General features: G+C 56.2%; 10 protein-coding genes and 2 pseudogenes. 2 read left to right on the top strand and 10 right to left on the bottom strand.

The features are described 5' to 3' along the window. Nucleotides 1-18 precede the first annotated feature (18 nt). The 10 genes and pseudogenes from J3P82_RS04155 to J3P82_RS04110 all read right to left on the bottom strand — a co-directional run bounded on the left by J3P82_RS04155 (nucleotide 19) and on the right by J3P82_RS04110 (nucleotide 17,676). On the bottom strand, nucleotides 19-591 hold the full coding sequence (locus J3P82_RS04155; RefSeq protein ID WP_434560933.1) for a hypothetical protein: 573 nt from the start codon (nucleotides 589-591) through the stop codon (nucleotides 19-21). A 120-nt stretch (nucleotides 592-711) separates the two neighbouring features. Next, a complete protein-coding gene (locus tag J3P82_RS04150) occupies nucleotides 712-1,089 on the bottom strand; it encodes a hypothetical protein (RefSeq protein ID WP_434560931.1) in 378 nt (125 codons plus the stop codon). Beyond that, nucleotides 1,086-1,310, bottom strand: coding sequence for an HNH endonuclease (locus J3P82_RS04145; RefSeq protein WP_434560929.1), 225 nt, complete (start codon nucleotides 1,308-1,310; stop codon nucleotides 1,086-1,088). The genes J3P82_RS04150 and J3P82_RS04145 overlap by 4 nt, the downstream gene beginning before the upstream one ends. Before the next feature lie 749 nt (nucleotides 1,311-2,059). Continuing rightward, complete coding sequence (locus tag J3P82_RS04140; protein ID WP_434560927.1) at nucleotides 2,060-2,668, bottom strand: hypothetical protein; 609 nt, start codon at nucleotides 2,666-2,668, stop codon at nucleotides 2,060-2,062. A 414-nt stretch (nucleotides 2,669-3,082) separates the two neighbouring features. Beyond that, entirely contained in the window at nucleotides 3,083-3,625 is a 543-nt protein-coding gene (locus tag J3P82_RS04135) for a hypothetical protein (protein ID WP_434563686.1), read from the bottom strand. After that, a pseudogene (locus tag J3P82_RS04130) lies at nucleotides 3,610-5,940 on the bottom strand (AHH domain-containing protein); the annotation flags it as partial. The pseudogene J3P82_RS04130 and the gene J3P82_RS04135, both read right to left, overlap by 16 nt. A gap of 25 nt (nucleotides 5,941-5,965) precedes the next feature. Continuing rightward, nucleotides 5,966-6,241 carry an AHH domain-containing protein gene (locus J3P82_RS04125; RefSeq protein ID WP_434560925.1) on the bottom strand — a complete coding sequence of 92 codons (276 nt, stop codon included), beginning with the start codon at nucleotides 6,239-6,241 and terminating at the stop codon, nucleotides 5,966-5,968. A gap of 115 nt (nucleotides 6,242-6,356) precedes the next feature. Continuing rightward, on the bottom strand, nucleotides 6,357-6,803 hold the full coding sequence (locus J3P82_RS04120; RefSeq protein WP_434560923.1) for a hypothetical protein: 447 nt from the start codon (nucleotides 6,801-6,803) through the stop codon (nucleotides 6,357-6,359). Between the two features lie 10 nt (nucleotides 6,804-6,813). Further along, nucleotides 6,814-15,945: a hemagglutinin repeat-containing protein gene (locus tag J3P82_RS04115; protein WP_434560921.1), complete on the bottom strand. Its 9,132-nt coding sequence runs from the start codon at nucleotides 15,943-15,945 to the stop codon at nucleotides 6,814-6,816. 24 nt (nucleotides 15,946-15,969) lie between these two features. Further along, on the bottom strand, nucleotides 15,970-17,676 hold the full coding sequence (locus J3P82_RS04110; RefSeq protein WP_434560919.1) for a ShlB/FhaC/HecB family hemolysin secretion/activation protein: 1,707 nt from the start codon (nucleotides 17,674-17,676) through the stop codon (nucleotides 15,970-15,972). 450 nt (nucleotides 17,677-18,126) lie between these two features. Between J3P82_RS04110 and J3P82_RS04105 the strand changes: the two are divergent. Together J3P82_RS04105 and J3P82_RS04100 are read left to right on the top strand one after the other, a co-directional pair. Next, nucleotides 18,127-19,140 (top strand): annotated as a pseudogene (locus J3P82_RS04105) (methyl-accepting chemotaxis protein); the annotation flags it as partial. A 42-nt stretch (nucleotides 19,141-19,182) separates the two neighbouring features. Next, nucleotides 19,183-20,046, top strand: coding sequence for a methyl-accepting chemotaxis protein (locus tag J3P82_RS04100; RefSeq protein WP_434563684.1), 864 nt, complete (start codon nucleotides 19,183-19,185; stop codon nucleotides 20,044-20,046). Nucleotides 20,047-20,128: the final 82 nt, after the last annotated feature.

Here is a 20,128-nt window from a genome sequence, read left to right as displayed (position 1 = left end):
AGTAATTCTTAGTCGGACTCAGTGCCCCTGGATGCTCGCTACGGGAATACGCTCCTGTGGCTGAGTGACATCGTAAACATGCTGCTCACAACCTGCCCCAATGATCACGAACTCCACCAGGTAAACCTTTTGCTTCTCGGGCTTGAAGGTGGAACTCATAGGGCCGCATGCATAAACAATTTTTTCGGCATAGCGGTTGTAGTTCGAGTCGTAGACCCGCGATTCACCGATCACTTCAATCGCCTGCCCGGGATCAGCCTGCACCTCCAGCTGGGGGAAGCGTTTTACGGTGGCGCTGTTGGCAACCTCGTTCACTTTGGCGATCCAGCCAAATACTTTGCCACGACCGGAATCGACCACGGTTCCCAAGATCTCGGCACGCTGATCCGCATCGGAACTGCGTCGTATGAACTGCACAGGGTGAGTGAACCCTGTCGCCTTCATGATGATCTTGGCGTGGTCTGCGTCAGCGACGACCTTGGGTTGTTGCAACTGCACGCCATCCTTGAGCAGGCTTGGCGAGGAATCCCTGACGTTTGAGTGACAGCCTGCCAGGGCCATGGCTAGAACTAAAAAGGTGGTTTTTTTCATGATTACTTCCCTGCAAAATTTGAATGACCAGAGACTATCGAAGTATTTTCGACAACAGCAGAATGGTAAGTGCCATTCAAATCTGGCCCCTTTTTCTCTCTTTTTTTCTTCGCACTAAAGCTATAGCTTTATAAAGTCAAAAACCTGATCAAATAGCAGTTCAATTCTTGGTGACGCGTTAAGGAAATCAAGTGCTTCACTTGGGGTTACGGGCATATCAAACGGCTCAAACCCTCGCCGAACGGCGATACCGTACAACGCATATTCGTCATCCTCCTCATGCTCCCAGCAGGGCACATAGCCAACAACTTTATAGACTTTTAAAATCTCATCATGAAAAACCATCAAGTCATATAAAAATGCTGGAGCAGCATTCAGCGACGAAGCCTGAGCACACCAGACATTAAACTCATCCTTGTTTATAGCTTCACAGAAAAGACAAGTAATAACGAAAGCCATCAACTCATCACTAAAGTACCCCGGCTCATTCAAAATCACATCCCACCTCCCATAGCTTCACCACCGATATGTCCCGTTTTTTTATGGATCAACTCAGGAACCAACTGCATCCGCCCACTATCCTGATGATGATGCCATGTGTATCCATCGATTTTCTTTGCTCCGTCGTTAATCTGCTGGAGCTGCTTAGCAGTAAAGCTTGAGGCTCTCACTTGGCCTTGCTGAATAGCACCCGACAACTCTTTGGCTGCAAGTTTCATTTGCCCTTCGTAAGTTGTGGATTTAAAAGCGCCAATCGATATTCGCGTATCGAACGCTGTTACATCATCAAAAATCAAAAAAGGGGACAGATTTATTTAAGAAATGAGCAAACTATTAAATCTGCCCCCTTTTTTTCACACACACAAAATAAATCTGACCCCTATTTCTTCAGAATTTTTCCGGGATCGGTATTCCTAGAATAAAAAAGGGGACTTCCTTCCCAATCCCTGGAGCACAGTCTGGAAAAAGTGAAAAGCGGAACAAATTTATTAAAGATAAAAATCAACAATTAACGCCCCTTTATCGCACTCGCTACCACCCTCCCCGCCCGGAGATAAAAGACTTAACGTAGTCCCAGCGAGTAACAACCCAATACAATGCAAGGCCCCATGACAAGGGAAACCCGACCCAAATAAAAACCCAATTTGAATCAGTCTGAAACAACAGTGCTATTAAAACCGCAACCATCATCGCAAAAAATGTACTTACCCCCCACACGACTGCCAACAATGCAAAAGCCAGCATCACTGCGCTAACAAGTCTACTTCTTCTCATTCTCGGCCTCAATATAAAAACTATAGCCTTTCAAACCCACCGACTGAAAATATAACCCCATCACAAAAAAGCAAAAAAGGGGACAGATTTATTTAAGAAATGAGCAAACTAATAAATCTGTCCCCTTTTTTTGGAAGAAGCAAATAAAACTGCCATTTTTTCCACTACTCCAGTATTTTTTACCGCCTCAGAATTACCCCTGAGATTGCAAACGCCAAAAATCCATTCCATCCACTATCCAATATTTTTCCTCGCTCGGAATCAACTCTCCGAACTCACTAGACGCTTTTGCATTCCAATCTGAAGGGACATAAGACTCATGCGACCGATCCCAATCAACATGTTGAAATGTCCTATCATCAAGATTTATGTAGAATCGAGGCAGCCTCATCCTTAGCTTATCCCACTCGTCCAGACGAGCTTCTGCGCTACCAGACAGAACGTCTTCTATATGTCTATAGAACTCAGCAAAATAGGCAACGGAGTGACCATACTTAAAAAAATCCCCCATCCAAGCCGAAGAGTAAACTTCAACCCCGTTGTTATCTAGATAACGTTGAAATGTATTCACATCTAGGACCGGGACGCCACCTCTAAAAGCAGAAATGGCAGCATCATAAAGATCACCATCCATAACACCGCGCTCAACATACTCTCGATACTCAGGTCTTACATCAATGCAAAAATTTTCTTTATCATCTGCGAGGTAGTAGCACCTACCGCTAACGACAAACACAGCCAAGTCCTTCCTTCCTTCGAAAATATCTTCAAGCAGGCTGTCAAAATCATTTACCAAATTCATCAACAAACTCCTTGCTTGTTAATACCCGCGCTTTCGAAGAGCTTTGCTCAATCAGGCGATCCCATACCTTAGGTAATTCTTATCAGAAAGGGGACAGATTTATTTAACCAACAGAGCGATGGCTTTCACCTTTTCTTTAAATAAATCTCTCCCCTTTCCCGTCAGTAGGTGGCAGCCATGCGCAGGTTAGCAGGCCAGCCTTTTTTCATTTTTTACAGGCGTATCAGCTAGTTAGCCGTTAAGTAAGTGCCATTCTGAACAGCCCCCTTTTCTGTCCCCTTTTCGCACTGCAAACTGGGGCTCTGCGGCACATGACTGGAAAAGTGCGATGAATCAATTCGCGATTCTGTACGGAGATCTAGAACCTAGAAAACAAACAAATCTCCCTTTTCTCCATTAAATCTGTGGAGAATCTCAGGCGTTGCCCCTGCCCCCCCTCGTATTTGTTGCATCGTCACGATATACAAGGAGACCGCCCTTGGGCCAGTCACCTACCCAGCCACATGGCCACCCACCGCTTAAATAGGCGGAAAATATTCCCTCAAAAAAATTATTAGTCTTACCTTGAACAGCTCGACTATACAGACAGCACTTTAGATCCGAGACAACATCATCCAATAGTTCTCTATGCTTCGGGGAGAGCTGCTTTTGAACTGAGTGACTTAACTCATCCAAAAGTTCGGATAGTTTAGTATCCATCTCAGTATATTTTTCGCCCCCACCGTAAACAACATCCCAAACCTCACTCATTCTCTCAGATCTTAAGTCAGCCCAAGTGAAAGATTCTCCCCCATAGACCTGAACCCAGGCATATTTTTTTGCCGTTGCAAGATCAGCAATTTCGGCATCCCCCAAAACAACCTGATTGACAGATCTCAAGAGCATCCCACTATTTACAAAGCCAATAACTTCATTTACCAGATTGCTATTTTCACCCAACTCTACTTCCCTAACCATTTCAACCACACCTCTGTCTTAGCGCCGTCTACGTTGCGGACAGGCATGCCCGACCCAGTAACATTCCTCAACCGACCCTGCAAGTCGAAAACCTGTTTTTGCAACTGCTCCACAGGTAGATTTCGGTCCATCTCATTCAAACTTTTTCGTACAGCCTCAGTATAGTTTGGATGGCTACCTGTATGTCTCGGCATACCGCTTATGGCGCCCTCTGGCTTAGCCTTGCTTGCCGGCAAAAATATGCCATTAGAGGAGTCATCCAGATCAATGCCTACCTTCTTCAGAATAGGATGATTTTTTAACTCCGAAGGAATCAGGTGCTGAGCCTGATAACCAGCCCACGAGTCTGTGCGATTTCTCCCCATTGCTTGGTTCAGATTCTGCCCTAGCTTTGTTGAGCTACCGCCAGTTACTTGACCAGGAGTTCCTGAAAGCAGCCTTTGGTTATTGGGCAGAGCTTGGTCGGGCCCTTTTGCCCCACCCGTTTCCACCCACCCCTTCGGCGGATTCTCCCCAAACTTCTTATCCCAATCAGGATCTCCCCGACCAATCCCCAGCCCGTCGTTCCCCTTCGTTAAACCATCCGTAGACCCCTTCCCAACAATCCCAACGACCTTACCCGCCCCAGCCCCCGCAGCATTCCCGACAGTCCCCAACGCGATATTCAGCAGCGTCGTTGCGCCACGAACGTACACATCTCCAGACTGTTTATCCCGGTCCTGCTCGTGGCGAGTCTTGAAGAGATTATCGCTAATCTCCAAGTCAGTCTTATCTTTGTCGCTAAGTTCGCTTGCAATCGATTTCGATATTGAATCTTTTGCCGCAGCGATTTTGTCGCCAAACAGCTTGTCGACCACCACGTTGCCGGCGAGACCGACCGCCATTTTGGCGGGTCCCATGACTGCCTGAATCCCCAAGCCCAGGAGCTGCGCTTGTTCTACTGGTAGACCGTCCAAGTACGTCTGCAATCGCGCGGTTTCTTGCAGCAGCTTTCTGCCCGGCGTGTCGACCCGCACGTCTTCGACCTTCCGCCACTTTAAGGTACCATCGGTATCCGTATACCAAGCAAGAGTACGAGGCTGTGTCTCCGAATCATTTGATACACAGCCCCCCTTGGCATCGCAGCTTTCTTGCAGCTTGGCAAAGTCTGCAAATCTCTTCGCGAAGCTTTGGATAGCGGCTACATCCTCAGGCTTCAGCTCCTTGATATCCCCAGCATCCTTACCATTTCGAACCAGATTCTTCGCAACATTCAGCGCAACCTCATCCCCCAACGCAGCTCTTGCAGAAGCTGGAACCTCCTCTATTGATACCCGCTGTGCCTGTATGCTGTTCCAGGCCTGTCCGGCGGCCTGCACCGGCCCATTGACCAGCTTGAGTGCGTCCTCATACGCTTTCACGGTGCTCTCGGGGTAGCTTTTGATGCTGTTTTTCCAAGCCTGCACCGTCCCGTAAGGATCCATCACCGCGTCTACCGAGGATTTGGTGACGTACAAGTCAGTCCGAGATTCATCATCCTTGGTGATTTCGTAGGCCTTGCTTACATCCCGGTTGAGCCCAACCGTCGAATCGACCCCGATTTTAGCATCATTGCGCACCACAACTTCGCCGGCCCCGACAGTGGCCCGGACGGTCTGCTGACGATCCTTCTCATACTCCCAACCGCTGATGCTCCAGCCGTTTTTATCTTTCTCGCCTTTGCCAACTTGACTGCTGTCCTGAGCGCCGCCACCACCCTGGGAGTAGCTGCCACCCACGTTCAGGTAATAGCCGTGCTCCTTGTCCTTACCGGCGATGTCACTGAAGCCCCGGGTTCCAGTGTCCAGTTTGAGGTTGCCGTTATCGGCGGCGATCAGTGCACCATCCAGTTGGGTGTGATCCTCGGTGCGGATGTCGACTTTGTTTTTGCCGGTGATGCTGGTCTGCTGCTCGACCCAATGGGTTTCACCGGTGGTCTGTCCATATCCCACCGAGCCGCTGATGCCAGCCCCTGGACCAACGGTCGCGGTAACGCTGAGGTCGAACTCTTTGCCTTTGACTTCGCCTGTGTCAGGCGCCGAGGAGATATTCAGATTACCGCCGACACGGCCAACGACCTCATCGCCGCGCAGGGTGGCACCACTGATGTTGGTGTCTTTGCCACTGGTGAAGCCCAGGCGGTTGCCCGCGTAGAGGTAGGCTTCTTGCTGTCGGTTACCTTCCCGGTCGAGATTGCCCTTGCCGATGTTCACGCTGACGTAGACGCCTACGCCTTGAGAGCCGAACGTCAGGCCTGCCTCACCACCACCGTTGTGTCGATTGCTCTCACTGTCGCTGGCACAAAAAAGGGGACTGATTTATTTAAGTACTTAGCGAAAAAAAATAAATCTGTCCCCTTTTTTTTACATTCAAACTTTTTCGTACAGCCTCAGTATAGCTTGGATGGCTACCTGTATGTCTCGGCATACCGCTTATGGCGCCCTCTGGCTTAGCCTTGCTTGCCGGCAAAAATATGCCATTAGAGGAGTCATCCAGATCAATGCCTGCCTTCTTCAGAATAGGATGATTTTTTAACTCCGAAGGAATCAGGTGCTGAGCCTGATAACCAGCCCACGAGTCTGTGCGATTTCTCCCCATTGCTTGGTTCAGATTCTGCCCTAGCTTTGTTGAGCTACCGCCAGTTACTTGACCAGGAGTTCCTGAAAGCAGCCTTTGGTTATTGGGCAGAGCTTGGTCGGGCCCTTTTGCACCATCAACTTACCCAGGAAATGTGATCTCCATCTAAATAATATAGTCCTTCAAGCCTCCCTGAAATTTTAGGCAGCTCGAGAAGAGACTCTGAAATATATGAAAAAGGAAGTCCACTCCTTAGCTCTTGAGCTCTTGCAGAGTAGTCTGCCCAAGAAGGCTCAATCATCCCATTCCAGAATGTAACAAAGGAGCCATCTTCAAGAAGGATGACAGGTTTTAAGTACTCAACTTCCCCACCACCATCCCAGTACAGATAACCTAAGTAACTAGAACCATTTTTCCCAACAAAACTAGCGCGAACGATTATTTGAGCGTCAGTACAAGTCTCCTTATCAAGGAGAGGACGGACTGTTAGCTCATCTTCCGCAGATTCATCCATAGGAAAGTACCAAACACCAAAATCAGCAAGATCATCAATGGTTAATTCATATATTTGTTTATCAGTCATGTTTGCATACCTATTTAATCAGGTGCTTGATTGAGTCAAACAATTCGGGCCGCCCTATATCGCCATAGGCTTTCTGCAACCCCGAGCTTATTTGCCCAGGAGTATACGTAGCCGGCTTACCACGTACCATGGGTGGCAAATACTTACTGATAGCTTTATGCATAGCATCAGGATTCACCTTTCCCGTATGAGAGTACTGGGTAATTAGAGTCGCAGGGTGATCTAGCATGTCATTTTTCGTATACCCCAGCATTTTCCCCAAATATTGAGGCAGGGTGTGATGGGCTTGGAATCCTTTGTTTAATCCCTGAAGCTCTCGATAAGTAGGGCTAATTGCGTCAGGTACAATCTGGCCTGTCGCTTTTGCACCACCCGTTTCCACCCACCCCTTCGGCGGACTCTCCGCAAACTTCTTGTCCCAATCAGCATCCTTCGGACCACCCCCCAGCTCATCGCGCCCTTTCGTTACACCATCCGAAGACCCCTTACCCACAATACCAATGGCCTTGCCGGCTACAGACCCGGCAGCGTTGGTGACGGTCCCCAAGGCAATATCCAGTAGCGTCGTTGCACCACGAACGTATACATCACCTTTTTGATCAGTTGCCCCACGCTTGAAAAGTTCCTTGAAACGATCATCGCTATGCTCCAAGTCTTCCTTGCTTTTACCACTGAGCTCGCTCGCTAGGGATTTTGACAAAGCATCTTTAGCGTCGGCGATTTTGTCTCCGAACAGCTTATCTACCACTACATTACCGGCCAGACTCACCGCGGCTTTGGCTGGTCCCATGACGGCTTGTATTCCCAAGCGTACAAGCTGCGCTTGCGCTGGGTTCAATTTATCGAGATAGGTCTGTAAAGCGTCAGTTTGAACCAACACATTTCCGCCGGGGGTACTTGGTACCACCGGCTTAAAATTCACAATCCTGCTGTTGCCATCCGCATCAACATAGTGGACTGGATCCTTCTGGCCTTCCTCTCCCGATGCACAGCCTCCTGTAGCGCCACAGCTTTCTTGTTGCTTGGCAAACGTTGTGAATAGGTCCGCAAAGTATTGGATAGCAATTACATCCTTAGGCTCCAGCTTCGCGATGTCATCCGGATCCTTACCATTTCGAACCAGATTCTTCGCAACGTTCAGCGCAACTTCATCCCCCAACGCAGCCCTCGCGGAAGCAGGGACCTCATCAATTGAAACCCGCTGCGCCTGGATGTTGGTCCAGATCTGCTTGGTGGCCTGCACCGGCCCACTGACCAGCTTGAGTGCGTCCTCATACGCTTTCACGGTGCTCTCGGGGTAGCTTTTGATGCTGTTTTTCCAAGCCTGCACCGTCCCGTAAGGATCCATCACCGCGTCTACCGAGGATTTGGTGACGTACAAGTCGGTCCGAGATTCATCATCCTTGGTGATTTCGTAGGCCTTGCTTACATCCCGGTTGAGCGCAACCGTCGAATCGGCCCCGGTTTTAGCATCATTGCGCACCATAACTTCGCCGGCCCCGACAGTGGCCCGGACGGTCTGCTGACGATCCTTCTCATACTCCCAACCGCTGATGCTCCAGCCGTTTTTATCTTTCTCGCCTTTGCCAACTTGACTGCTGTCCTGAGCGCCGCCACCACCCTGGGAGTAGCTGCCACCCACGTTCAGGTAATAGCCGTGCTCCTTGTCCTTACCGGCGATGTCACTGAAGCCCAGGGTTCCGGTGTCCAGTTTGAGGTTGCCGTTATCGGCGGCGATCAGCGCACCATCCAGTTGAGTGTGATCCTCGGTCCGGATGTCGACTTTGTTTTTGCCGGTGATGCTGGTTTGCTGTTCGACCCAATGGGTCTCACCGGTCGTTTGTCCATATCCCACCGAGCCGCTGATGCCAGCCCCTGGACCAACGGTCGCGGTAACGCTGAGGTCGAACTCTTTGCCTTTGACTTCGCCTGTGTCAGGCGCCGAGGAGATATTCAGATTACCGCCGACACGGCCAACGACCTCATCGCCGCGCAGGGTGGCACCACTGATGTTGGTGTCTTGGCCACTGGTGAAGCCCAGGCGGTTGCCCGCGTAGAGGTAGGCTTCTTGCTGTCGGTTACCTTCCCGGTCGAGATTGCCCTTGCCGATGTTCACGCTGACGTAGACGCCTACGCCTTGAGAGCCGAACGTCAGGCCTGCCTCACCACCACCGTTGTGTCGATTGCTCTCACTGTCGCTGGCGTTCTGCGCCGACCGGATGTTCAACTCATTACCAGCATCGAGCGCAATATCTCGCCCAGCCTTGACCTGAGTGCCTATCAGGTTGATGTCGTGGCGGGCGTCCACATTGACATCCCTTCCAACGGCAACCTGAGTGGCTGTCGAACTGCCGTGAACGCCATCCTCGGTGGCAACACCGTAGCTGCCGCCGACACCTAGCTTGAAGCCTCCACTGGTGCCCCCATGAATCCCACTCCAGCTTTGGCGATCAGTGCTTTCCTGGCTGACACTTCCCTTCGCTACATCCAGCGTGACGTCGCGACCTTTGACGTTGATATCCCGCCCGGCCTTTAGCTGACCACCTTTGACCGTGACGTCGTTGCCGGCATTGAGATTCAGGTCGTTGCCCGCATCGAACGTCGACGCGCGATTGGTCTGCTCAATGACCTGCTGGCTACTGGTTTGCGTGCTGTTGCCAAACTTGACGTCGACGGTCGGTCCGTTGACGAATTGGGCGACGGCATCGACGCCTTTTAGGGTACTGGACGCCTTACTGACGCCGTCCTCCCCTTTCCCTGCGCCACTGACCGCATCCTTGGTGTTGCCGTAGTTATGATTGAACGAAATGCCAAGCCCATTACGACTGGCTTCGCGCTCCTGCTCGGTCAGTTGGGTTTCACGCGCAGCATCCACGTTGATATTGCGTCCTGCCGTGAGGCCTATGTCACGGCTGGCACGCAAATCGGAACCCGTCTGGTTGATATCGCGTTGAGCGTTGATTGCAACATCTTGCCCGGCACTGATCTGGCTAGCGGCAGCGGTTTGCTGTTCCAGACGATTCTTGTTCTTGAGGCTATCGGCACCAGCAAAAAAATTGATGCCATTAGCATCCGAAGAAACACCAATCCCAGCCTGCTTGTTCTTCTCCCAATCCCGCTCGGAATGACTGTTCTGCGCCGCCAGGACATTCACATCACGCCCGGCATTCAGACTGACATTACGCCCAGCCTCGATTCCGCTGCCCACCAGGTTGATATCGCGCTCTGCCTGCAAAGTCGCATCACGATCAGCCGTCACCTGACTGCCAACACTGGTACTGCTTTGCGCGATCCGGCCCGACTCTTTCGCCGAGGAGAACGACAGGAAGCCGCCCGAGACCGAGAGCCCGGTTTTCTTCTTGTATTGCTCGCTATGGCTGTAAGCGGTGTCATTGGCCGCGACGAGGTTGATGTCGCCGCTGTCCTTGACCAGGCCCGCACGCAGTTCCACGTCATTACCGGCGGTGGTTTCGCTGGCGCGTAAACGCAAGTCATTGCCCGCGACCAGCACCACATCGTTGCCTGCTTCCAGCTCGCTGGCCACTTGGGAGGCGGTGGTTTTCAGCTCGCTTTTGCCGCTCTTGGACAAGCCGAGGAAACCCGACTTGGTTTTCTTGCTGTAGGAACCGTGTTCTTCGATACCCGAGAGCACCGCCACATCACCGGTGGCCCCCACCACCAAATCATTGCCGGCGTTCAACTGGCTGCCGATCACCGTAACGTTGCGACCGCCGTCCAGCGTGACACCCCCACTGGCGGCCTGGCTGGTATTGACCGTCAGGTCTTGCCCCGCCTCCACCACCGACGCGACGTTGGTGCTGTCATAGCTTTCCCGTTGCTCGCTTTTACTGCGGCCAAAGGATCCTTTGCTTTTCTTCGAGTAAAACTCTGCGGCTTCGTCCGTTGCAGACAACAGGCTGATGTCGCGTGTGGCGTCGAGCGCAACATTATTGGCCCCTGTCAGGCGACTGGCGACAAGACTCAGGTCTTGCCCCGCCTTCGCGCTGAGGTCCCCGCCCGATTCGACGACTGAGGATTGCTGGCGCACCAGGTCGCTGCTGCTTTTGACTTTTTTGCTCTGGGACGAGCGGTGGCTTTCGTTGGCGGCAGACGTGATCGCGATATCGCGTCCGGCTGTCAGCGCCAGGGCGCTCTGGGCGATGACGTTGCTGGCGACGACCCGCAGATCCTGCCCGGCCGTCACCTTCAGCTCCCGGCCGGCGGTAGCGCTGGAACCGTTTTGGGTGATGGTTTGGTCCCGGTGCCTGCTGCCCATTGTGTTGCTGTCCACCTGCTCGGCGGAGGTGATGTTTACATCGCGCACTGCCTGCAAGCCCATGTTATTACCGCTCTTAACCACCCCTCCCTTGTTGGCGATATCCCGTCCGGCGCCCATTGTCAGGTCATGACTGGCCTCGATCCGCGCCGCACTGTCGGCAAAGTCGCGTTGTTCGGTCTTGTAGCCGGTGCTGCTGGCATGGCGGGTGATGGTGCGTTCGTTGGTCAAATCACCGGCCACGGCAACAACACTGACATCCCGCCCAGCAATAACACCACCAGCCCGGTTGGTAAGATCCTTACCCGCCAACGCCTCAAGCCGATTCCCTGCCTCCAACAACCCGCTGTTAACCAGGCTGTCGCCAGCGCTTGCCCTCAGGTTGCTGGTCGCTCGCAGGGTGCCGGCGTTATTCAGGTTCTGGCCGGCAATCAGGCTCACGTCTGAACCCTGAATCAACGCCCCATTAGCCGCCAAACGATGGTTGGCCTGGGCCAGGTAAAGCACCGGCACCAGCACCTGTTGATTATTCACCGTCCGGTTTTCCATCCAGACGATGTCATGGGTCAGGGCCGCAACCTGTTCGGCGGTCAGGCTGACGCCCAGGGACAAGTTGAGACTGTCCTTGCTGGCGATGGCATTGTTCATCAGGTACTTGAACATGCCGTCGTCGGAGGTCTGGCCGTCGAGGAAGCGTTGGCCGGTGCGGGCGATCACGGCTTGCTGGATCAGGCGTTGTTCGTAGAAGCCGTCACCCAAACGCTTGGCGGCGACGTCGGGGTCGTAGCCCAGGTTCGTCAGCAGGTAGTCAGAGCTCATGAACTGGCGCATGTTGGTCAGCGCCGGATTGGTCTCGATCAGGTATTTTTGCGGGTTGGCCTGGAACGAGCTGTCCGGCAGGCCGCGCACTGGCGTCAGGCCCGTGCTCTGGGTTGGCGTGGCCGAGCCGTCGCCGCTCATGCGGAACAGGCCGTTTTGCCCGGTGGGCAAGTCAAAACCCGGCAAGGCCAGCGGATCGACCTGTTGCTGGGTCAGGTTCGGGGGTAGCTGCCGATTGACGCTGATGCGGGTCGAGAAGGCGTTGTCGGCCTGGGTGTCGGTGCGCGGGCCGGCACCGACGTAGTTGTAGCCGCCACGCACGACGCCGCTGTTGAGGTCGCCCTGGGTAGGAATGTCGATGGCGCCACCGGCCTGGATAATCGCGGCATAGGTTTGGCTGTCGGTGGTGGCTGTCTCAGTACGGAACTGCGGCAGCTCACGTTCGGTTCTGCCGATAAAATGGCTCATCGCCGCTTCAAGACCGCTCAGGTCATTGGCGTTGTAACCGGGGCTCTGCAACCAGTATTTGTTGGTGAAGTCATTGGCGGCGGCGCGCCAGCTACCCGGGCGGCGCGTGCGTTGGGACCTGAAGGTGCGCGAGGTTTCAATCTCGCCGGTCTCGATGCCGATGTTGTTCAGGCTGACGAGGTTGGCGGTCAGTGCGCCGCCGACGCCGATGCTGCTGCTCCGGTTGCTCAGGGTGTCGCCCTGGATATTCAGGTTGCCGCCGGTGGTGATGCTGGAGGCGGCACTGGCCGCGGTGACTCCGAACTTGTCGCGCTGGATGATCTGCCAGACGTGGTTTTGCTTGGGGCCGTCGCAATCACCTGGGACGCAGGCCACTTCCCTGATTGAGGCGGTGTAGATGCCTGCATCGTGGGTGGTCAAGACCTCGCGGACGTTGTCGATAGTGCTGGCCGCCAGGCGCATGTTGCCGTCGCTTTGCAGCGTGCCGGAGCTGTTGAGGATGCGGCTGGCACGTGTGCCGAAGCCGTCGCGATCGATGCTCAGATCACCCAGGCTGTAGATATCGGCATAGCGGTTGGTCAGGCTATTGACGCGCAGGCTGGTAGTGCCGCCGCTGAAGATCAATCCACGCTCGTTGAGCAGGTCGCCGGTCGATACACCCAGCGCCCCGGCGCTGCCAAGGGTGCCGTAGTTGTTGATCGTGGCAGCCGTGACGCTCATGTCCGCCGCCGAGGTCAGGCGACCGTAGCTGTTGAGCACGCCATCGACCACGACGGTCGTGTTGCCGCCGCCCGCGATACTGCCGTTTTGCTCCAGGTTGATCAGCGCGGCCTTGAGGCCCAAGGTGCCGAGGCTGCTCAAGCGGCCGTTGCCTGTATAGGCGCCGGTCAGTTGCAGGTCGAGCGCCCCATCGCTGCCGATCAGCCCGTCGACACGCCAGTTGCTGCCGCGGCCTTCCATGCCATTGGCGCTGAGCAATTGGCCGGTGGCGGTCTGGGTCAATTGGTTGACATGAACGACCAGGTGCCCCGCCTGGATCGCGGTGCTGTTGGTCCAGCTATCGGCCATCACGTTCAGGTTGCCGTAGGTCACCAGGCGGCCACCGGCCTGTCCCAGGTTGGCCTGGCTGATGCCGAACACGCCCAGGCCGGTGTGCAACATTTCGCCACCCACGTTCTGGACGCTACCGGTGTCCAGGCCCACGTCTTGGCTGGCGGTTTCCAGAGTGCCATTGATGTTGTCGAACAAGCCGCCGATTTCGAATGTCGTCGTGCTGCTCTGGCCCAGGGTGCGCAGCTGGCCTTTCTGGTTGCTCAGGCTCGCGGCAAGAATATCCAGGCTGTCCTGGCTCTCGATGATGCCGGCGTTGTTGTTCAGTGCGCCCGAAAGGTCAAAGTCGATGCGACCGGCACTGACCTGCCCGCCGCCACTGTTGTCCATGGCCCGGCCAATGACCCAGACCTTGCCCGTGGCGTACATCCCGCCGTTGCGGTTGTCGATATCCGCACCGGCATTGCTGATCACGATGTCGCCCGCTTGTGCGGCGATGCGTCCGCCGTCGTTGAACAACCCAGCCAAGGCTTTGATGTTGAGTCCTTGCGCCTGGATCGTGCCGCCCTGGCCATTCGCGTCATAGCCGTTTTTCAGCACACCGGTGGCTCGCGCCTCCAGCGCGCCCTTGACGCTGGCTAGCACGCCGCCGCGGTTGTCCAGATTAGTGGCGAATACATTCAGGTTGGCGTCCTGGGCGATGATGCTGCCGCCCTGGTTACCGATATCGCCCGTGACATCCACGGTCACCAGGCCCTTGCCTTGCAGCGTGCCTTTGGCGTTATCCAGGCTGTCGGCGTGGAGCTCGGCCTGCGCAGCACGGCTGGCGATCAGGCCTCCGTTGGCGTTGTCGACCTTGCCGGTCGCCGTAACCAGCAGCTTGCCATTGGCGGCGACGGTGCCTTTGTTGCTGTTGCCCAGGCTGTCGGTGCGCACGGTCACGAGGCCTTGGCTGGACAACTCGCCGCCCTGGTTGTTGATCGCGCCGGCGTTGGTGATGTCGAGGTTCTGGCCGGCCATGACCAGGCCGGTCAGGTTGTCCAGGCTGCCGAGGATCAGGGTCGCGCTGTTCAGGCTGGAGAGTTCGCCCGCGTTGTTGTCCAGATGGCTCAGGTTGGCAGTCAAAATGCCTTGGCTATTGATCAGGCCGCCCTGGGCGTTCAGCACTTGGTTGGCCGTCAGGTGCAGTTCGGTTTTACCGAGGATCCGGCCTTTGTTGCGGTTATCCACAACGCCGGCGGTGACCGTGGTCTTGCGCTGCCCACTGAGCGTACCGCCCTGATTGTTCAGTGCAGCGGTGGTCGAGACATTCAGGTCGCGGCTGGCAATGACGGTTTTGCCGCTGTTGTTCAGCTGTCTAGCCGAGAGGGTGACATCGCCCAAGGTATTGCGACTGTTATCGACGTTGACCCCGGCCTCGATAATGCCGTTGTTGGTCAGCGTGCCGCCGCTGTCCAGGTGAATGCTGTCACGCGCCACCAGGTTCTGCTGGCTGGTCAGGTCGCCCTGAGTCTTTGCCACCAACCGGCTACCGGCATACACCTCACCCCGGGTTTCCAGGCTTTTCGCCTGGATATCGACCGCACCGGCAGCCGCCGTCTCAGCCAGGCTCAGATGCCCATTGGCATCAAGCTGAATATCCCCGCCACTGGCAACCATCTTGCCGTCCAGCTTCACCCCGACCCCGGCCTCGGTACCCACCAGCTTGATGGCGCCTGCGTACATGCCGCCCAGCGCCGAGGAGTCGATGGCCAGTTCCGGCTTGGCGCTGCCGTCGTCGGCACGGGCGGTGGCGCTGAGGGTGCTGGCGTTGACGTCGTTGCGACCGGCAACGATTGTCAGGTTCTTGGCCTGGATCTCGGCATTGATCTTGGCGCTACGGGTGATGATTTCGAAGCGGTCGACGTTGTTGGCGTTAAGGCCCGCGCCTTCGATTGAGACGCTGCCTTGATCCACTTGATAGCGGTTCAACTGGCCGTTTTCGATGATCGGCTTGCCGGTGGTCAACGTCGCCTTCGGCGTGTTGATAAAACCGCAGCCGTTGCAGGTGATGCCATACGGGTTGGCGACGATGACATGGGCCGATTTGCCCGCCACCTCGGTGTAGCCACGCAACTGGCTCGGGTTGCCGCCATTGACTTCGTTGAGGATGATTTTGGCGGCCGTGCCCTTGAGGTTCGGGTTGCCGAGGATAATCCCGCCCAGTTGCGTGGATTGGGCGGGGTTGGTGGCGTTGTTGAGGATCACGCCGTTGCTGCCGACGTTGTAATCCTTGAATCGGTTATGGGACAGGCCGCTGCCGTTGGGCTTGGCGATGTTGACCACCGGCACGCCGTTGCCGGCCTTGCCGATACTGGTGCCGGGGGCACTGACCACGATGCCATCCGCCTGGGCCCACAGCGGTTGCCAGAACATGACGTTGATCAACAGGAACGCCAAGCCACGCTTGGGCATGCCCCAGAAGGCGTCGCGGGCTTGCAGGGCGGTAGAAGGCTGGCGGGCCAGAAAAGCGTATTGGCGGTCGTCCATGATCAGGTCTCGTTGCAGCAAAAATTAGATGGATAAATCCAAGCGGAAGTAGATCGGCGCTTCGCGCTCGGTCAGGGCATCCGGGCGTTCCAGGGAATGGGCAAAGGTCACGCTGGCGCTCAGGTGCTCACCACGGGCGAACAACTCCAGGGAGTTGCTCGACATGCGTCCGTGCTCGCTACCGTTGTAGCGGGTGCCGCGAATAACACCCTGGTCGTAACCGAGGCCGGTGCCGTATTCGGCGAACACCGGGCGCAGCCATTCCAGCGTCACCGGACGACTCCAGCGCAGGTCGTTGCGCCAGTAGCCGCCGCTGTCACCGGCAAGCGTCTGGTCCTTGTAGCCGCGAATCGAGGAGAGCCCGCCCAGGCTCATGCGCTGCGGGCTGAACAGCGCGTCCTCGCTGCGCTGGCCGGTCATCAGGCTGCTGAAACTGAAGGACTCGCCGCCCAGCATGAAGGGCTGCAAGTAACTCAGGGTGGCGGTGTATTTGCGATAGCGCGCATCCGGCAGGCCAGGGCCCGGGTCGTGGTCGCCCTGGGCGTCGAGGGCGCCGATACCGTTCTGCATGCCCAGGTCGACGTTGACGAAGGCGTTACCGATCCGCCGGCCATGGTTGATGCCGAACTGCGCCTCGCTGATGCGATTACTGCTGTCCGTGAGCTTGCTGTCTGCGACGAAATTATTGGTGCGCAGGTACGAAAGGCCCGTATTGAGCGACGTCTTGCTCACGGCGTCGCGATGGACCACTCGTTCCAGGACCAACTGGTGATTCTGGCTGTCCCCGCGCTGTTTGAAGTTGAAACCGTTGGCCTGGGCCAATGCCCGGTACTCGCTTTGGCTGTAGCTGTAGGCCAGGTTCCACCAGCCAAACGGCAGGTTGTAATAGAGCATGCCGTTGCGAGAGGTCTTGTCGTGATCGCTGATGGCATCGCGACCGCCACGCAAGGCCAGTTGATCGGCCAGGCCCAAGGGGCTGTCCCAGTCCAGGGAGACTCCCCATTGCTGTTCGCCGGTGCTTTTCTGTCCGTCGTTGTGCCGGGAAAGGCCGGCGCGCCAAGGCTTCTGCGGGGTGTTTTTGACCAGCACTTCACTGCCGCCGATGTTCTGCCCCGGCGTCAACTCCATCTGGGCATTGTTGGACGGCAGACGGTTGAGTTGATCGACCATCTGCTCGATGTTCCGCAGGTTGAGCAACTCGCCGGGCTTGCCGGGAAAGCTCATCGCCAGCTCCCGTTCGGACAGGCCGCTGCCTTCGTCACCCTTCAAGCCTTCCAGCCGCCCCTCGACCACCAACACTTGCAGGTGACCGCTGGACAGGTCCTGTTGCGGCAAGTAGGCGCGACTGGTCACCAGGCCCTTTTCGAGGTAGCGGTCGGTAATGACCTTGAGCAGTTCGTTGAGCTGCGGCACACCGAGGCATTGGTTGAGGTAGGGCTCAAGCAGACGTTGGCGCTCACGCTCGGACAAGGCGTCGGCGCCTTTGAGTTCGATGGTGGTTATGGGGAAGCAACGGGTATCGGCAGGCTTTGTCGGCTGGGTCGGCTTGGCTTCCTTGCCTGGCAATTCCTTGAGTTCTTCGAGGCGCCGCCGCTGTTCTTCGAGCAAGCGATTCTGGCGTTCGCGGATCAGGTCCGTGTCGCCGGGGGTGGGCGCGGCGACGGCAGCATGCATCGCTAAAAAACACAGCGACGAAATGATAAGCCTCGTCCCTAAGGCATATACGGACATGTTCAATCCCTCGATACAAAAAGACAGCAAGCTTGCGAGCAGGCGAAAACGGATACCTACTTCGAGCACACCAGACCCTGCATATCGCCTTCGGTTCAAGAGAGCGGACATTTTCTGATCAAAAAAGAGACGTATCTCACAGGACGGGTCCGAAACTTCCTCTCTTGCGAGGATCTTTTTCGTACTGCATGACGCTGCGCCGCATGAACTTTTCTTCACCACACGGGCCCAGGCGATCCGGTACAGTCTCCTCGCTCATTCAAGAAACTAAGGTTTTAGCCCGCTCTCCCGCGGGCTTTTTTTTGCTCAAAATTTCCTCATCCAGGCAAAAAAACGTTCAGATTCAGGACTTGCCGCCGATACATCCCCGTTAAACGTATTTGCTGGCTTAACAACAACAATCTTCCAGCCAACCGACGACAAGCAGCGCAACGTTCCTGGAGGAATTTGATGAATAGCTGGTTTGGCAACATTAGCGTCAACATGAAACTGGGCCTGGGCTTTGGCCTGGTGCTGGTACTGACCTGTCTCCTGGCCCTGACCAGTTGGACCAGCCTGGGCGGTCTGATCGACCGCAGCAACTGGATGAGCGACATCACCCAACTCAACGCCGGCCTGACCAAACTTCGCGTCACGCGCCTGCAATACATGCTGGCCAACGGCGACGAAACCGTCGCTCAGACCGTGCAGACTTCCCTCGATGGTTTCGTGGCGCAACAGAACGCGCTACTCAGCAGTTTCAAGAGCCCCGAGAACGTCAAGCTGCTCAAGGAGCAGAGCGCGACCATCAGCGCTTACCAAGTGTCGCTGAACAAAATGCGCGGCGCCTACCGCACCGGCAATAGCGCCCGCGACACCATGGGCGCGGATGCCGAGGCGGCCAACAAGCTGATCGAAGCGATCGACGCCGATGTGCAGCAAATGACCCTCAGCGATGAACGCTTCGCCCCGTTCCAGGCCATCACCCAGGCCAAGCAGGCATTCATGCTGGCCCGCTACGAAGTACGCGGCTACACCGCCAACAGCACGGCCGATACCGAACGCAAGGCCTTCGCCCAACTGGACGCCGCCATCGCTTCGCTCAAGCCGCTCAATGAACATTTCGCCAGCACTCGGCAAAATGAGCTGCGTCAGCTGGAAGCGATCCTGATCCAATACCGCAGCGCCGTGCAGGCATTCAAATCGGCCATGGCCGATGTGGTGCAGGCGCGCAAGGAAATGACCGACCAGGGCGCGACCATCGTGTCCTTGAGCGAACAGCTGTACCAGATCCAGCTCGATCGTCGCGACGTTGAAAGCGCCCAGGCCCGCACGCTGCAACTGGTCAGCACTTTGCTGGCGTTGCTGGTGGGCATCATTGCCGCGGTCATCATCACCCGCCAGATCACCCGCCCGCTGCGCGAAACCCTGGCCGTGGTCGAACGCATTGCCGGTGGCGACCTGTCGCAAAACGTCATCGTCACCCGTCGCGATGAGCTGGGTGTACTGCAACAAGGCATCGCCCGCATGGGCGTGACCCTGCGCGACCTGATCAGCGGCATCCGCGATGGCGTGACTCAGATCGCCAGCGCCGCCGAAGAGTTATCGGCGGTCACCGAGCAGACCAGCGCCGGGGTCAACAGCCAGAAAGTCGAGACCGACCAGGTAGCGACCGCCATGCACGAGATGACCGCTACGGTCCAGGAAGTCGCCCGCAACGCCGAAGAAGCTTCCCAGGCAGCGGCCGCCGCAGACGGCGAAGCCCGTGCCGGCGACCAGGTGGTCAACGAAGCCATTGCCCAGATCGAACGCCTGGCCAGCGAGGTGGCACGTTCCACCGACGCCATGAGCGTGCTGCAACAGGAAAGCGACAAGATCGGCGCGGTGATGGACGTGATCAAAGCCGTGGCCGAACAGACCAACCTGCTGGCACTCAACGCCGCCATCGAAGCCGCCCGCGCCGGTGAGGCCGGTCGTGGTTTCGCCGTCGTTGCCGACGAAGTGCGTGGCCTGGCCCAGCGCACGCAGAAATCCACCGAGGAAATCGAAGGCCTGGTGGCCGGCCTGCAGAACGGCACCCAGCAAGTGGCCGCCGTGATGAACAACAGCCGCAACCTTACCGACAGCAGCGTCGCCCTGACGCGCAAGGCGGGTGTGTCACTGGAGAACATCACCCGCACGGTGTCGAACATCCAGTCGATGAACCAGCAGATTGCCGCCGCTGCCGAACAGCAAAGCGCCGTGGCCGAGGAAATCAGCCGCAGCATCATCAACGTGCGCGACGTGTCCGAACAGACCGCCGCCGCGAGTGAAGAAACGGCGGCGTCCAGTGTTGAACTGGCGCGTTTGGGAAGCCAGTTGCAGCAGATGGTCAGCCATTTCAGGGTTTGATTACAGAAGCGCCCGCTTCCAACAGGAAGCGGGCGAACAGTTCACGCGCCAGCATTCGTGTGGTGTTGAATTATCGAGCGGG

It is taken from the genome of Pseudomonas sp. Z4-20, from assembly GCF_051131955.1.
GTDB classification, from domain to species: Bacteria; Pseudomonadota; Gammaproteobacteria; order Pseudomonadales; family Pseudomonadaceae; genus Aquipseudomonas; species Aquipseudomonas marvdashtae.
Note: the sequence above shows the minus strand (reverse complement) of the source record. Positions and strands in the feature narration are given on the sequence as shown.